At 69.8% G+C, this 14,528-nt stretch carries 15 protein-coding genes; 10 read left to right on the top strand and 5 right to left on the bottom strand.

The genetic code is table 11. The features are described from left to right. The first annotated feature begins 35 nt into the window (after positions 1 to 35). From ACFE76_RS16210 to ACFE76_RS16195, 4 genes are read left to right on the top strand one after another with little or no spacing between them, the layout of a single operon-like run. Positions 36 to 2,495 carry a DNA topoisomerase (ATP-hydrolyzing) subunit A gene (locus ACFE76_RS16210; RefSeq protein WP_375432809.1) on the top strand — a complete coding sequence of 820 codons (2,460 nt, stop codon included), beginning with the start codon at positions 36 to 38 and terminating at the stop codon, positions 2,493 to 2,495. A gap of 37 nt (positions 2,496 to 2,532) precedes the next feature. Next, positions 2,533 to 3,048 (top strand): beta-class carbonic anhydrase, encoded by a 516-nt coding sequence (locus tag ACFE76_RS16205; protein ID WP_375432808.1) that lies wholly within the window; start codon positions 2,533 to 2,535, stop codon positions 3,046 to 3,048. A gap of 1 nt (position 3,049) precedes the next feature. After that, positions 3,050 to 3,661, top strand: a complete 612-nt coding sequence (locus ACFE76_RS16200; RefSeq protein ID WP_375432807.1) for a flavin reductase family protein — start codon at positions 3,050 to 3,052, stop codon at positions 3,659 to 3,661. Further along, a complete protein-coding gene (locus tag ACFE76_RS16195) occupies positions 3,658 to 4,539 on the top strand; it encodes a ribokinase (protein WP_375432806.1) in 882 nt (293 codons plus the stop codon). The genes ACFE76_RS16200 and ACFE76_RS16195 overlap by 4 nt, the downstream gene beginning before the upstream one ends. Before the next feature lie 109 nt (positions 4,540 to 4,648). On the opposite strand, the gene ACFE76_RS16190 is transcribed toward ACFE76_RS16195, so the two are convergent. After that, entirely contained in the window at positions 4,649 to 6,724 is a 2,076-nt protein-coding gene (locus ACFE76_RS16190; protein ID WP_375432805.1) for a type IIA DNA topoisomerase subunit B, read from the bottom strand. 289 nt (positions 6,725 to 7,013) lie between these two features. Between ACFE76_RS16190 and ACFE76_RS16185 the strand changes: the two genes are divergently transcribed. Beyond that, positions 7,014 to 7,211, top strand: a complete 198-nt coding sequence (locus ACFE76_RS16185) for a hypothetical protein (RefSeq protein ID WP_375432804.1) — start codon at positions 7,014 to 7,016, stop codon at positions 7,209 to 7,211. Between the two features lie 93 nt (positions 7,212 to 7,304). Here ACFE76_RS16185 and ACFE76_RS16180 read toward each other — a convergent pair whose 3' ends face one another. Continuing rightward, positions 7,305 to 7,544 (bottom strand): hypothetical protein, encoded by a 240-nt coding sequence (locus ACFE76_RS16180; RefSeq protein ID WP_375432803.1) that lies wholly within the window; start codon positions 7,542 to 7,544, stop codon positions 7,305 to 7,307. A 731-nt stretch (positions 7,545 to 8,275) separates the two neighbouring features. Between ACFE76_RS16180 and ACFE76_RS16175 the strand changes: the two genes are divergently transcribed. The 4 genes from ACFE76_RS16175 to ACFE76_RS16160 all read left to right on the top strand — a co-directional run bounded on the left by ACFE76_RS16175 (position 8,276) and on the right by ACFE76_RS16160 (position 12,745). After that, positions 8,276 to 9,391, top strand: a complete 1,116-nt coding sequence (locus tag ACFE76_RS16175; RefSeq protein ID WP_375432802.1) for a sugar ABC transporter substrate-binding protein — start codon at positions 8,276 to 8,278, stop codon at positions 9,389 to 9,391. A gap of 82 nt (positions 9,392 to 9,473) precedes the next feature. Next, positions 9,474 to 10,280: an ATP-binding cassette domain-containing protein gene (locus ACFE76_RS16170; protein ID WP_375432801.1), complete on the top strand. Its 807-nt coding sequence runs from the start codon at positions 9,474 to 9,476 to the stop codon at positions 10,278 to 10,280. Further along, complete coding sequence (locus ACFE76_RS16165; RefSeq protein WP_375432800.1) at positions 10,277 to 11,539, top strand: sugar ABC transporter permease; 1,263 nt, start codon at positions 10,277 to 10,279, stop codon at positions 11,537 to 11,539. Before ACFE76_RS16170 ends, ACFE76_RS16165 begins: the two co-directional genes overlap by 4 nt. 18 nt (positions 11,540 to 11,557) lie before the next feature. Then, entirely contained in the window at positions 11,558 to 12,745 is a 1,188-nt protein-coding gene (locus ACFE76_RS16160) for an ROK family protein (protein ID WP_375432799.1), read from the top strand. Between the two features lie 479 nt (positions 12,746 to 13,224). Here the strand turns inward: ACFE76_RS16160 and ACFE76_RS16155 are convergent, their stop codons facing one another. Next, positions 13,225 to 13,620, bottom strand: coding sequence for a hypothetical protein (locus ACFE76_RS16155; RefSeq protein ID WP_375432798.1), 396 nt, complete (start codon positions 13,618 to 13,620; stop codon positions 13,225 to 13,227). After that, positions 13,617 to 13,826 carry a ribonuclease PH gene (locus tag ACFE76_RS16150; protein WP_375432797.1) on the bottom strand — a complete coding sequence of 70 codons (210 nt, stop codon included), beginning with the start codon at positions 13,824 to 13,826 and terminating at the stop codon, positions 13,617 to 13,619. Before ACFE76_RS16150 ends, ACFE76_RS16155 begins: the two co-directional genes overlap by 4 nt. A gap of 47 nt (positions 13,827 to 13,873) precedes the next feature. Here ACFE76_RS16150 and ACFE76_RS16145 point away from each other — a divergent pair, with 47 nt between their 5' ends. Further along, positions 13,874 to 14,146, top strand: a complete 273-nt coding sequence (locus ACFE76_RS16145) for a hypothetical protein (protein ID WP_375432796.1) — start codon at positions 13,874 to 13,876, stop codon at positions 14,144 to 14,146. A 34-nt stretch (positions 14,147 to 14,180) separates the two neighbouring features. Here the strand turns inward: ACFE76_RS16145 and ACFE76_RS16140 are convergent. After that, positions 14,181 to 14,528, bottom strand: a 348-nt coding sequence (locus ACFE76_RS16140; protein WP_375432795.1) for a sigma-70 family RNA polymerase sigma factor, incomplete at its 5' end; no start/stop codon positions are given.

The following is a 14,528-nucleotide window of genomic DNA, read 5'->3' as shown; positions in this document are numbered from 1 at the left end:
GGTCGGCTCGGGCAGAATCGCGCCTGTGAGCGAGCATGGCGCGTAGTCCCCGCACCCCGGCCCCGGCTGAGGACGACTTCGTCGAGCGCATCCTCGACGTCGACGTCTCCTCGGAGATGCAGACCAGCTTTCTCGAGTACGCCTACTCCGTCATCTACTCCCGCGCGCTGCCGGACGCCCGCGACGGCCTCAAGCCGGTGCAGCGCCGCATCCTGTACGCGATGAACGAGATGGGCGTCCGGCCGGACCGCGCCCACGTGAAGTGCGCCCGGGTGGTCGGCCAGGTGATGGGCCTCTACCATCCGCACGGGGACACGGCCATCTACGACGCGTTGGTGCGGACGGCCCAGCCGTGGACGATGCGGCTGCCGTTGGTGGACGGCCACGGCAACTTCGGCTCGCTGGACTCCGGACCGGCCGCCATGCGCTACACCGAGTGCCGGATGGCGCCGGCGGCCCTGTCGATGACCGCCGGGCTGGACGACGACACCGTCGACTTCAAGCCCAACTACGACGGCAAGGACGTCGAACCGACCGTCCTGCCCGCGGCCTTCCCCAACCTGCTGGTCAACGGGGCGAGCGGCATCGCGGTGGGCATGGCCACGAACTGCGCGCCGCACAACCTGGTCGAGGTCGTGCAGGCGCTCCGGCACCTGATCACCCACCCTGAGGCCTCCGTGGACGAGCTGATGCGCTTCATCCCCGGCCCCGACCTGCCAGGAGGCGGCAAGATCATCGGGCTCGACGGGGTCCGAGATGCTTACCACACAGGAAAGGGCTCGTTCCGGGTCCGGGCCAGCGCCCGGGTCGAACAGGTCCACCCGCGCCGCAAGGGCATCGTGATCACCGAGCTGCCGTACATGGTCGGGCCCGAGCGGGTGATCGAGCAGATCAAGAACCTGGTCACCGCCCGCAAGCTGCAGGGCATCGCCGACGTCAAGGACCTCACCGACCTGACCACCAACGGCACCCGGCTGGTGGTGGAGGTCAAGAACGGCTTCAATCCCGAAGCGCTGCTGGAGCAGCTGTACAAGCTGACCAAGATCGAGGACAACTTCGCGATCAACGCCGTGGCGCTGGTCGACGGCCAGCCGCGGACGCTCAGTCTGCGCGAGCTGTTGCGCGTCTATCTCGAGCACCGCTACGAGGTCACCCGGCGTCGGACCGAGTTCGCCCGGCGCAAGGCCAACGACCGGCTGCACCTGGTCGAGGGGCTGCTCCTCGCGATCCTCGACATCGACGACGTGATCGCCATCATCCGGGGCAGCGACGACACCGCAGCCGCCCGGTCCCGGCTGCGGGAGGCGTTCGAGCTGAGCGAGCTGCAGGCCAACTACATCCTGGAGATGCCGCTACGCCGGCTGACCCGGTTCTCGACGCTGGAGCTGGAGACCGAGCGCGGCACCCTGACCGCCGAGATCGCCGAGCTGACGGCGATCCTGGACGACCGGGACCGGCTACGGTCGATCGTCGGCGACGACCTGGCGGCGATGGCCAAGACCCACGGCAGCCCCCGGCGGACGATCCTGCTCGCGGCCAGCGGCGTGGTCACCACGGCGGCGGCCCCGCTGGAGGTGGCCGACGACCCGTGCTGGGTGTTGCTGTCCTCGACCGGCCTGCTCGCGCGGACGGCGCACGCGGATCCGTTGCCCGCAAGCGGTGAGCGCACCAACCACGACGTGATCCAGAGCGTGATCATCAGCAGCGCACGGGGCGAGCTGGGTGTGATCACCTCGGCGGGCCGGCTGGTCAAGATCAGCGCCCTCGACCTGCCGACGGTGCCGACGACCGCGAGCGCCCCCAACCTGCAGGGCGGTACGCACGTCAGCGAGCTGGTCACCCTGGCCGCCGACGAGCAGGTGCTGGCCCTGACCACGCTGGACCCGCAGTCCCTCGGGCTTGCGCTCGGTACCGCGGCCGGGGTCGTCAAGCGGGTCAACCCGGAAGTGCTCGCCCGGGACGTGTGGGAGGTGATCCGGCTGGAGCCCGGCGACCGGCTGGTCGGGGCGCTGGAGCTGACCAGCGCCGCCGTCGACCTGGTGTTCGTCTCCAGCGACGCCCAGCTGTTGCACTTCCCGGCGGCTGCGGTTCGGCCCCAGGGCCGCTCCGGCGGCGGGATGGCCGGGATCAAGCTGTCCCCGGGGTCCGCTGCGGTGTTCTTCGGGGCCGTCGCGGCCCCCGACCAGGCGGAGCAGGCGCTGGTGGTCACCGTGGCGGGCAGCTCGGCCGCCCTGCCCGGTACCGATGCGGGCACGGTCAAGGTGACGCCCTTCGCGGAGTACCCAGCCAAGGGGCGGGGGACCGGCGGGGTCCGCTGCCACCGCTTCCTGCGCGGCGAGGACGTGCTGCTGCGGGCCTGGGCGGGGCCGGCCCCGGCGGTGGCGGCCGCGGCCAGCGGAGCGCCGGTCGAGCTGCCACCGGCCGAGGGTCGACGCGACGGGTCCGGAACCCCGGCCAGCCAGCCGATCGCCGCCATCTCCTCGCCGCGGGCCTGAACGCCGGACTGTCAGTCCGCCCCTCTAGGCTGCTGCCGTGACCGATCCGAGCGCCCCGTCCGGTGGCTTCGCCGACCTCCTGACCCAGAACGCGGCGTACGCGACCGGATTCACCCACGGCGGCTTCGACGGCATCGCCCGCGCGGGCGTAGCCATGGTCACCTGCATGGACTCCCGGATCGAGCCGCTGCAGATGATCGGGCTCAGCATCGGTGACGCCAAGATCATCCGTACCCCCGGCGGCCGGTTGACCCCGGACGCGCTCGTCGGCTGCGTCCTCGGGGTGCACCTGCTCGGGGTGACGCGGATCCTGGTCGTGCCGCACACCCGCTGTGCGATGGCCAGCGGTGAGGACGCCGACATCGTGGCCAAGGTGCGTCATGCGACCGGCGAAGACCTCAGCGACCTGCGGATCGGCGCCTCGACCGACCAGCACGCCCGGCTGCTGGAGGACGTGACGGCGTTGCGCGAGCACCCGCACGTCCAGGGCCGCGCGCTCGTCGGCGGCTTCCTCTACGACGTCGACACCGGCACGCTCACCCAGGTGCTCTGAGGTGACGCACTTCTACCGGCCGGCCGAGGGCCACCGGCTGCGGCACGACCCGTTCAACGCGATCGTCGCGCCCCGGCCGATCGGCTGGATCAGCAGCCTGTCCGCCGCCGGCGTCCGCAACCTCGCACCGTACAGCTTCTTCAACGCCTTCAACTACACCCCGCCGATCGTCGGCTTCAGCAGCACCGGCTACAAGCACTCGGTCCTCAACATCGCCGAGACCGGCGAGTTCACCTGGAACCTGGTCGGGCGCGACCAGGCCGAGGCGATGAACGTCAGCTCGGCCAGCGTGGGCAGCGAGGTGGACGAGTTCGAGCTCGCGGGGCTGGAGGGAGCACCCTCAGTCGAGGTGGCCCCGGAACGCGTAGCCGGTGCCCCGGTGAGCTTCGAGTGCGTCTCCACCCAGCTGATCCAGCTGTCCGACCGGCACGGCACCCCGGTCGACACCTGGCTCACTCTCGGTGAGGTGGTCGCCGTGCACGTCGACGAGGCGCTGATCGTCGACGGCGTCTACGACACCACCGCGGCCAGGCCCGTGGTCCGGGGCGGCGGCCCGAGCGCGTACTACGAGATCACCGCCGACCGTCGCTTCGACCTGAGGCGGCCGGCATGAGTCGAGTCGTCGTCGTCGGCTCGGTCAACGCCGACACCTCCCTGCACGTCGAACGCATCCCGGGCCCCGGCGAGACCGTGGCGGCGACGTCCTCCCACGTCTCGGCGGGCGGCAAGGGTGCCAACCAGGCGTGCGCGGTGGTCCGGGCGGGAGCCCCCTGCCTGATCGTGGGCGCCGTGGGCACCGACCAGGCTGGCGACATGCTCACCGCCGAGCTGGACCGCCGTGGCGTCGTGCTGGAGGAGCTGAGCCGGCTGCCCGACGTCCAGTCGGGCGGTGCCACCGTCCTGGTCGACAGCTCCGGCGAGAACTGCATCGTCATCGTCGGCGGCGCGAACGCCGCGTTGGCGCCCGCCCAGGTCACCGCCGCGCTCGACCGGACGTCCGACGTCGGGGTGGTGCTCACCCAGGGCGAGCTGAACGTGGCCTGCGTCGAGGCGGCCGCGGCGTGGGCAGCGGCCGCCGACGTGCGCTTCGTGCACAACCTCGCCCCGTACCGCGCCGCCACCGCAGAGCTGCTGGCGGTCTGCGACCCGCTGGTGGTCAACGAGCACGAGGCGGCCCAGCTTGCCGCTGAGCTCGGCCGTCCTAGCGACGACGTCGACGACCTGCTCGCCCTGCTGCAGACGCACTGCCGCTCGGTGGTCATCACCCTCGGTGACGCGGGCGCGGCCTACTCCTCCGCCGCCGGGACCGGCCGGCGAGCCTCGGCCCAGGTCACCGTCGTCGACACCACCGGAGCCGGCGACGCCTTCGTCGGAGCCGCGGTGGCCAGCCTGCTCACGGACGACGACCTGGGCCGGGCCTGCGAGGCCGGCGTCGCCGCCGGAGCCGTGGCCGTCCAACACCCCGGCGCCTTGCCTGCGAGCGTCGGGTAGGTCCTGCTCGGGTCCGCTCTGGACGAGCGAGCGAGCCGAAACGCTTCTCGTCGGTGATGGAGTGCGGAAGAGCGGATCTTGAGAGCAGGACCGAGCGCGAGCAGGAGTGCTACGCGTCGATGGCTGCGGCGTCCAGGCTGTAGGCGCCGTCGATGATGAACTCCTTGCGCGGGCCGACGTCGTTGCCCATCAGCATCTCGAAGACCGTCTCGGCGATCAGACCGTCGTCGACGGTCATCCGGCGCAGCATGCGGTGCCGGGGGCTCATGGTGGTGTCGGCAAGCTGGTCGGCGTCCATCTCTCCCAGCCCCTTGTAGCGCTGCGGCTCCTTGAAGGTGAGGCCCTTCTTCGTCAGCTCGGCGGCCTTGCGCTGGTACTCGGCGTCGGAGTACGTGTACAGGTACTTGGCCATGCCCTTGCGCGGGTTGGTCAGCTCGAACCGGTGCAGCGGCGGGACGGCGGTGAACACCCGCCCGGCGTCGACGAGCGGCCGCATGTAGCGGAAGAAGAGCGTGGCCAGCAGGCAGCGGATGTGGGCGCCGTCGGAGTCGGCGTCGGCCATGAACACGACCTTGCCGTAGCGGGCGGCGTCGAGGTCGAAGCTGCGACCGCTCCCGGCCCCCACGACCTGGATGATCGAGGCGCACTCGAGGTTCTTGAGCATGTCGCCGACCGAGGCCTTCTGCACGTTGAGGATCTTGCCCCGGATCGGCAGCAGTGCCTGGAACTCGGCGTTGCGGGCCAGCTTGGCCGTCCCGAGCGCCGAGTCGCCCTCGACGATGAACAGCTCGGAACGGTCGACGTCGCTGCTACGGCAGTCCACGAGCTTGGCCGGCAGCGACGAGGACTCGAGCGCGTTCTTACGCCGCTGCGCCTCGCGGTGCGCGCGGGCGGCCACTCGGGCGCGCGAGGCGCCGACCACCTTCTCGAGCACGGCCCGGGCCTGCGCCTTGAGCGCCGTCTTCGTCGACTGCAGGAACTCCCCCAGCTCGCGCTCGACCACCTTGGCCACCAGTCGGCTGACCGCGGGCGTGCCCAGCACCTCCTTGGTCTGACCCTCGAACTGCGGCTCGGCCAGCCGAACGGTGACCACGGCCGTCAGCCCCTCGAGCACGTCGTCCTTGGTCACCTCCTCGCCCGTCTTCAGCAGCCGCTTGCCGACGAGGACGCTGCTCACCGTCTTGGTCAGGGCGCGCTCGAAGCCGGCGACGTGGGTGCCGCCCTTGGGGGTGGCGATGATGTTGACGTAGGACTGGATGCGGCTGTCGTAGCCCTCGCCCCAGCGGACCGCGATGTCGACCTCGAGCTCGCGCTCGACGTCGGTCGGCTCCATGTGACCGGCGTCGTCCAGCATCGGCACGGTCTCGGTGAAACGGTCGGTCCCCTGCAGCCGGACGACGTCGGTCACCGAGCGGTCCGGGGCCAGGAACTCGCAGAACTCGCTGATCCCGCCCTCGTGCCGGAACGTCTCCTCAGCGACCTCGTCGGTCCGGGCGTCGGTCACCTGCAGAGCCAGCCCGGGCACCAGGAAGCTGGTCTGCCGGGCCCGGTTGTGCAGGTCGGTCAGCGAGAGCTCGGCGCCGGGCAAGAAGATCTGCCGGTCGGGCCAGTAGGTCACCCGCGTCCCGGTCGTGCCCTTGGGCGCTCGGCCGAGCTTGCGGAGCGGTCCGCCGGCGGTGAACGTCGCCTGGGGACCGTCGCCGTCGAAGATGCCCGGCACGCCGCGGCGGAAAGACATGCCCCAGGTCGCGCCGAGCCGGTCGACCTCGACGTCCAGCCGCGCCGACAGTGCGTTCACCACCGACGAGCCGACGCCGTGCAGACCGCCGGTGGCGTTGTAGGAGCCGGCCCCGAACTTGCCGCCGGCGTGCAGCTTGGTGAACACCACCTCCACACCAGAGAGACCCGTCCGCGGCTCCCGGTCGACCGGGATCCCGCGACCGTGGTCGGTCACGGTGATACCGCCGTCGCCCCGCAGGACTACGGCGATCTCGCGGCCGTGACCCCCCAACGCCTCGTCCACCGCGTTGTCGATGATCTCCCACAAGCAGTGCATCAGCCCACGGGTGTCGGTCGACCCGATGTACATCGCCGGCCGCTTCCGGACCGCCTCCAGACCCTCCAGGACCAGCAGGTGGCGCGCCTCGTAGTCGCGGTTCTCAGGCGTCGGACTGGCGGCAGGCACGCGGCGAGCGTACCGCCGGCAAGACCTTGAACCCCGCACGTAGGCTGACCAGTCCAAGCGGGTGTTGCTGCCGAATGGGAGGGCAGGACCCGGGTCTACCAACGGCTTGAGGATTTGTTACACAAGAGACACGGGTCCGAGACGGCCAACCGGAACAATCAGAGCCAAGTTCGATGTTGACTAGGCACCGGGGACGGCCGACAGCCAGATGTTCGACCTGCTCGGCCCCACCCGGGGCAAGTCCGACACCACATGAAGATCACGTGATCATCAGGAAACGAGGCCGACCGTGAGCACTACAGTCATCGAGGGCGCCGAGTTGACGGCCGCCGATCGCTGCGACCGGTGCGGGGCACAGGCCTACGTGCGCGTCACGCTGGCCAGCGGGTTCGAGCTGCTCTTCTGCGCCCACCACAGCAAGGAGCACGCCGACAAGCTGCGCCAGGTGGCGCTGCAGATCCACGACGAGTCCGAGCGCATCAAGTAGCCCCTCCCAGACGCCGCCAGCCCCTCGCACCGTCATGGTGCGGGGGGCTGTGTCGTCTCCGGACCGCGCGAGTGGCTCGGCGGCGGACAGAGGTCAGGGGCGGTTGTCCTCGAACCAACGAGCCAGCTCGCGGTCGCTGGTCAGGCCGGTGCGTTCGTCGTAGCTGGGGTTGCGGGCGAGGATCCGGGTCAGCCGTTCCTGCTCGGCCGGCGGTGCCCACGCGCCCGGTCTGACCCTCACCCGGTGCGGGAGCCGCAGCACGAGCAGCTCGGCGCCGAGGATTGCCGCGACGAGCGCGACGATCACGATGAGCAACCAGGGGTTGAGCGACATCACAGACCTTTCGAGGACGGACCCTCCGCGGTCCCGGCCACGGAGGGAGCCGGACCGGACCGACGCACGCGTCGGTCCCGTCCTCGGCGGCGCCGGCCAACGACCCCCCGATCGAGGCCGGCCCCACCCAGGCAAGCAAGCTTGCCGTGGTGAAGTACACCAGACCTACGACCGGACCGGCAGGGGTTTGCGCTCCGGTGTCCGCTTCTGGTCATGTCCGAAAACGGACATGCCCAACGGAGTCGTGGCGAAGGGCCGGTAGCGCCTCCGAAAGTGACGCGCATACCGATTCGCCAGGCAGTGACCGGAGCGCTCCAGCCGCCGGCTCGGTCCCGCCCCACGCTGCATGTCGCCGTCCAGACGCTGCATCCTGCTCGTCTGTGCACCTGGGTGACAGTGTTCGGCCTGCTGCTGGTGGCAGGCCGCGACGCTCCGCCCCTGGGTCTCGAACCATCCGTCGATGGTTGGACCGCCGAGGACGAGGGCGAAACGGCAAGAGCTCGAGAAGCAAAGTTATGAAGCCGTGACGACCGCGGGCGCCAACGGGCGACCGGGCCCTGTTATGTTTGCGCGCACTACTTAGACCGTCAACGCTGACGCGGTCTGCGCCTCCTCCCGGACGATCGACCGGCCGGCGGGCGCGCGCGAGGGCACGACGGACACGTTCGGCGTATCTGTCGATGCGCCCTCTGGGTCCAGCAGCATGGCTGGCCCGAGAAAGGTCCGTACCCATGAACAAGCATCTGCTCGGCATCGGAACGCTCGCCGCCGCTGCGGCCCTCACCCTCGCCGGCTGCGGCGGGGGCGGCTCGGACTCGGGCCAGCCCGCCGCCTCGAGCTCGTCCGCCGCGGTGAGCGGCAAGATCGGCGTGATCCTGCCCGACACGGAGTCCTCGGCCCGCTGGGAGAACGCGGACCGGCCCTCCTTCCAGAAGGCCTTCGACGCTGCCGGCGTCCAGGCCGACATCCAGAACGCCCAAGGCGACGCCACGCAGTTCCAGACGATCGCCGACGGCATGATCAGCGCCGGCGTGAAGGCCCTGATCATGACCAGCATCGACCCCGACTCGGGCGGCGCGGTGATCAAGAAGGCCACCGACGCCGGCATCCCGGTCATCGACTACGACCGCGCCAACCTCGGCGGCGGGGCGAAGTACTACGTGTCCTTCGACAACGTCAAGGTCGGCCAGACCATCGGCGAGGGTCTCCTCAGCTGCATCAAGGCCAACGGCACGACCTCGCCCAAGATCGTGGAGCTCAACGGCTCGCCCGACGACAACAACGCCACGTTGTTCAAGCAGGGCTACGACAAGGTCATCCGGGACGCGGGCTACGACGTCGTCGCCGACCAGGCCGTGCCGAAGTGGAACAACGACGAGGGTGGCCGGCTCTTCGAGCAGATCTACACCAAGCAGGACGGCAAGGTCGACGCCGTCGCCGCTGCCAACGATGGTCTCGGTGGTGCCGTGGTCTCGGTCCTGACCCGCAACGGACTCCAGGGCAAGGTCCCCGTCAGCGGCCAGGACGCCACCGACGAGGGCCTGCAGCGCATCCTGCTGGGAACCCAGTGCAACACCGTCTACAAGGCCGTCCAGAAGGAGGTCGACGCCGCCTCCCAGCTCGGCATCCTGCTGGCCAAGGGTGACGTGGCCGGAGCCGATGCGCTGGCCACCCAGACCTTCGACGACCCGAAGGCCGGTTCCAGCAAGAAGGCGATCCTGCTCGACCCGGTGGGGATCACCAAGGACAACGTCAAGTCGGTCATCGACGACGGTTACACGACGTCGGCCAAGGTGTGCACCACCGCGGCGCTGAAGAAGGCCTGCACCGCCGCGGGCATCTCCTGACCCATTCCGCTCGCCCTGGCCGTTCCGTCTCCTCCTGAGACGGGACGGCCAGGGCCTTTCCGCACCAGATCCAGGAGGATCGATGACGACCGAACCCTCCAGCTCGCTCGCCGACGGCCAGGAGCCGCTGCTGAGCCTGCGGGGCATCACCAAGAGCTTCGGGGCGGTGGACGTCCTCAAGGGCGTCGACCTCGACTGCTACCTGGGCAAGGTCACCGCGCTCGTCGGTGACAACGGGGCCGGCAAGTCGACCCTGGTCAAAGGCATCGCCGGCACCCACACCTTCGACGGCGGCACGTACCTCTTCGAGGGCCGCGAGGTGAACGTCACGTCGCCGAAGGCCGCCAGTGACCTGGGCATCGAGGTCGTCTACCAGGACCTCGCGCTGTGCGACAACCTCGACGTGGTCCACAACATGTTCCTCGGCCGCGAGGAGACGACGGGGATCGTCATGGACGAGACGACGATGGAGCGGCGGGCGTCGGAGACGCTGCGCGGCCTCTCCGTCCGCACCTTGAAGTCCGTCCGCACCTCGGTGTCCCGGCTCTCGGGCGGGCAGCGTCAGACCGTGGCCATCGCGCGGGCGGTGCTGTGGAACAGCAAGCTGGTGATCCTGGACGAGCCGACCGCGGCCCTGGGCGTGGCCCAGACCGAGCAGGTGCTGAACCTGGTGCGCCGACTGGCGGACAGCGGTCTGGCGGTCATCCTGATCTCGCACAACATGAACGACGTCAAGCAGGTCGCCGACACCGTGGCCGCTCTCTACCTGGGCCAGCTCGCCGCCACGGTCCGCGCCGAAGACGTCACGACCGGACAGATCGTCGAGCTCATCACCACCGGACGCAGCGGCGAGCTGGGTCTCACCGCCGACAGAGAGGTGCTGCGATGAGCTCCACCACCGAGCAGCTCCCCACACCGATGCAGGAGATACCCGAAGGGGCGACCCTGGGCAGCGCCGCCCGCGAGTACCTGACCCGCGTCCGCGGTGGCGACGTCGGCTCCCTGCCGGCCATCGCCGGCTTCGTCTTCCTCGTGGTGCTGTTCACGATCCTGCGGCCCGACAACTTCGCCACCAAGCTCAACTGGGCCAACCTGCTCAACCAGAGCGCCTCGGTCATCTTCATCGCCATGGGGCTGGTGTTCGTGCTGCTGCTCGGCGAGATCGATCTGTCCGCGGGCTACACCGCCGGCGTGGGTGCCGGCACGCTCGCGGTGCTGCTGACCTTCAAGGGCTGGCCGTGGCCGGCGGCCTTTCTCGCCGCCCTGGTCGTCGGGATGGTCATCGGGTTGCTGATCGGTCTCCTCGTGGCCAAGCTCGGCATCCCGTCGTTCGTCGTCACCCTGTCGGCCTTCCTGGCCCTGCAGGGTGTCCTGCTCACCGTCATCGGCACCGGCGGTACCGTCCCGGTGCGAGACCCCTTCGTGCTGGCGCTGATGAACGACAACCTGCCGCCCGCCCTCGGCTGGGTGATGTGGGTCGTCGTCGTCGTCGGGTACGCGCTCGTCGAGGTCCTCGGGATGACCCGGCGCCGCAAAGCCGGCCTGCCCACCCCGTCACCGTTGCTGCCTGGGCTGCGCATCGCCGTTCTGGCCGTGGTGCTCGGCGTGGTCGTCTACCTGTTCAACCTCGAGCGAGCCGTGAACCCGGCCATCAAGTCGCTGCGCGGCGTACCCCTGATCGTGCCGATCGCCGTGGTGTTCGTCGTCGTGCTGAGCTTCCTGCTCAAGCGGACCCGCTTCGGCCAGCACGTGTACGCGATCGGCGGCAACGCCGAGGCGGCCCGACGTGCCGGCATCAACGTCGACCGGGTGAAGATCGCCTGCTTCATGATCAGCTCGACCCTCGCCGCCTTCGGCGGCGTGCTGCTGGCGTCCCGGGCCAACTCGGTGTCGCCGTCGACCGGGGGTGCTTCGACCCTGCTGCTCGCCGTCGGGGCCGCCGTCATCGGCGGGACGTCGCTGTTCGGCGGCAAGGGCCGGATCATCGACGCGATCATCGGCGGCCTGGTGATCGCCGTCATCCAGAACGGCTTGCCGCTCATCACCCAGCGGGCGGAGATCCAGTTCATCGTGACCGGCCTGGTACTGCTGCTGGCGGCCAGCGTCGACGCCATCTCCCGCCGACGCGCCGCAGCCACCGGGCGATAGCCCGAGGGACGGTGGCAGATGAGCGTCCGGGAGACACTCGCCGGCTCGCCGGACGTACGGCGGACGAACCTGGCCGTGCTGCTGCGCCACCTGCACCTCGACGGGCCGATGCGTCGGGCCGAGCTGACCGACCGGCTCGGTCTGACGCGCAGCACCGTGGCCGACCTGGTGGGCGAGCTGGCCCGGCTCGGTGCGGTCGAGCAGCTGGTGGCCGACAACAGGGCTGGTCACACCGGCCGGGGACGTCCGTCCCCCGTGGTCCGTCCGTGTGCGCTCGGCACCCAGGTGCTCGCGGGCGAGGTCCAGGTCGACCAGGTCGAGGTCGCCCTCGTCGGGCTGGGCGGGACGGTACTGCGCCGTGACCGCCGCCCCCTGCCCGACCGCGCTCCGACGACGGCCGCGGAGCTGGTCACCACGATCGCCACCGAGCTCGCAGCGAAGGCGCCCGGCCGGGTCCTCGGACTCGGCGTCGCCGTGCCGGGGGTGACCCGGGACGCCGACGGCAACGTGCGCTTCGCGCCGAACCTGGGCTGGCGGGACGTCACGTTCGGACGACTGCTGGAGAGCCGGATGCCGGGGGCGCACGTGCAGGTCGTCAACGACGCGGACGCCGGAGCGCTGGCCGAGCACCTCCGCGGCGTGGCCCGCGGTTGCGGAGACGTCGTCTTCGTCGAGGGCGACGTCGGTATCGGCAGCGGCGTGATCATCGGTGGCCAGCCACTGGTGGGCGCCGGCGGCTACGCCGGCGAGCTCGGTCACATGGTGGTGGTCGGCCGGGAAGGCCAACGGTGCCGCTGCGGCTCCGTCGGCTGCTGGGAGACCGAGATCGGCCGGCAGGCGGTCGCCCGGGCCCTGGGTCTGCGCGCCGATGTGCCGCGGAACAGCCTCGTCGAGGCGCTGCACGCGATCGGGCCGGACGGGCCCAGACTGCTCAGCCAGGTCGCCAGACACCTGGGGTCGGGCCTGGCGAACGTCGTCAACATCTTCAACCCTGGCCTGATCGTCCTCGGCGGGCTGCTCCGCGAGGTCTACCCCCTGGTCTCGTCGGAGGTCCGGCACAGCATGTTCGCCGGCGCCCTCGCCGCCCCCGCCGAACAGGTGAGGCTGGCGCTGCCGGAGCTCGGCGACGACGCCGTGCTCTTCGGTGCAGCCGAGACGGTGTGGCGGCGAGCGCTGATCGACCCGGCCGGCGCCCTCGCCGCCTGACGGGGACCGGCCGGCCGTCGACCGGTCGGACTCAGTCCGGGTAGCGGCCCAGCGGCTGTCGACGGGCGGCGCGGCATGACTGTCGACCAGGACCCGGGCTTCACCAACCTACGAGCAGTACGCCGCCGCGCACGCCGAGCGTGCAGCCACTTGGCTTGGTCGTGGCGTCAGTTTCACCGCGACGGACGGACGGGTTCACACTTGGTGCAGATCACCGCAGCCACCGCGTCGCCCTGGGGTGATGACGGGCAGCTTCCAGGTCGACGCCACCGACCAGTTCGGCAGGAGTGGTTCGACCTTCCCGAGGACTGCTTAGGCGTCGAGCTACGGCTGATCGGCGCGAGGCCGCGGTGATGGCGGGGCTAACGCCCGGAGCCGGGCTGCCACTGGCTAAGGCAGTGGCATTCAGGCAACAGCGCCCCCCGCCAGAGTTAGTGGCGGGGGGGCGCTGCGTACGTCAGGCAGCAATGAGGCACTGCTCAGTCCGTTGAGCGCCCACATCCCTTGACGAGCTGCTGGGCGCGCTGGAACGAGACGCCCATCACCTTGCCGATATCACGCATGCTGAGGCCGGCCTTCGCCAGCTCGCGCGCTGCCGCTCGAGACTCTCGCGCCGCTCGCTTCTGCGCTTCCTCGTACTCGGTTCTCGCCTCTGCCGCAGCCGTCATGTGCCGGCGAGTCGACTCCGAGATGACCGGGATCACGTCGACCTCGACGCTTTCCTCGAGGACCTCAGCCACGAACGCGATCGCTTCCCGCATGTGTTCCTCAGCCTGGTCAAGTCGACTGACCTGCGACAACGCCCCCGGCTCCTCCTCACACTGCAATGCCCACCACTTACCGGAGCGCTCCGCACGCACCGTGTACCTGGTCACTTCCACCACCCCTTACCGAGGACATCCTCAAACTGCTTGTAGAACTTGAGGACAGTGACCTCGTCCACCTCGTTGTGCCGACCGATCGTTGACCGCTTGCCACCGACGATGATGCCGGTGTGGTTGGTCAACTCGACCTCGCTGTACGTGAGGCCAGCCTTGTCGGCTGCCGCCTTGATTGACTTGAGGACTGCCCTGCGCTTCATAAGATCTGTCTAGATCTACTAGACAAAGTCAAGGTGGGATAGACAATATGAACACCGTAGCGCAGGAAGACCCAGCACAACTACCGCAGGCAGACACCGCCGTCTGTCACTGCCTTTGTCAACGCCTGCCAGGCGGCATCCTCGGCTTCCTTGATCGCAGCTTCCTGCGGCTACCACGTCTCCGCACGTTCGCGGTCGAACGCATCGGGCCGTGCCTGCCGATCGGCCTCGGCATCGGCCTGGCGCTGCGCGTCGAACTCGAGCCCAATATTCTGGACGAGAGCACCATGCAGTGCCACGGTCAGCGTGTCAGGCCCTGATATGAGCGCAAAACTGTCCGAATCGGCTGACCGGTCAGTCCAAGTAGTCGCGCAGGACCTGCGAGCGCGACGGGTGCCGCAGCTTGCTCATGGTCTTGGACTCGATCTGACGGATCCGCTCACGGGTCACGCCGTAGACCTTGCCGATCTCGTCCAGCGTCTTCGGCTGTCCGTCGGTCAGGCCGAAGCGCATCGAGACCACCCCGGCCTCACGCTCGCTGAGGGTGTCGAGGACGTCGTGCAGCTGCTCCTGCAGCAGGGTGAAGCTCACCGCGTCCGCCGGGACGACCGCCTCGGAGTCCTCGATCAGGTCGCCGAACTCGGAGTCGCCGTCCTCGCCGAGCGGGGTGTGCAGCGAGATCGGCTCGCGGCCGTACTTCTG

This window comes from uncultured Friedmanniella sp. (assembly GCF_964244005.1).
Taxonomy (GTDB): Bacteria; Actinomycetota; Actinomycetes; order Propionibacteriales; family Propionibacteriaceae; genus Microlunatus.
The sequence above is the reverse complement of the archived record's forward strand: the minus strand, read 5'-3'. Positions and strand labels throughout refer to the sequence as shown.

Excerpts from the sequence above, each read along its gene's own strand:
- ACFE76_RS16210 (WP_375432809.1), top strand. The coding sequence starts at position 36 with ATGGCGCGTAGTCCCCGCACCCCGGCCCCGGCTGAGGACGACTTCGTC.
- ACFE76_RS16195 (WP_375432806.1), top strand. The coding sequence starts at position 3,658 with ATGAGTCGAGTCGTCGTCGTCGGCTCGGTCAACGCCGACACCTCCCTG.
- ACFE76_RS16180 (WP_375432803.1), bottom strand. The coding sequence starts at position 7,544 with ATGTCGCTCAACCCCTGGTTGCTCATCGTGATCGTCGCGCTCGTCGCG.
- ACFE76_RS16175 (WP_375432802.1), top strand. The coding sequence starts at position 8,276 with ATGAACAAGCATCTGCTCGGCATCGGAACGCTCGCCGCCGCTGCGGCC.
- ACFE76_RS16170 (WP_375432801.1), top strand. The coding sequence starts at position 9,474 with ATGACGACCGAACCCTCCAGCTCGCTCGCCGACGGCCAGGAGCCGCTG.
- ACFE76_RS16165 (WP_375432800.1), top strand. The coding sequence starts at position 10,277 with ATGAGCTCCACCACCGAGCAGCTCCCCACACCGATGCAGGAGATACCC.
- ACFE76_RS16160 (WP_375432799.1), top strand. The coding sequence starts at position 11,558 with ATGAGCGTCCGGGAGACACTCGCCGGCTCGCCGGACGTACGGCGGACG.
- ACFE76_RS16150 (WP_375432797.1), bottom strand. The coding sequence starts at position 13,826 with ATGAAGCGCAGGGCAGTCCTCAAGTCAATCAAGGCGGCAGCCGACAAG.
- ACFE76_RS16145 (WP_375432796.1), top strand. The coding sequence starts at position 13,874 with ATGAACACCGTAGCGCAGGAAGACCCAGCACAACTACCGCAGGCAGAC.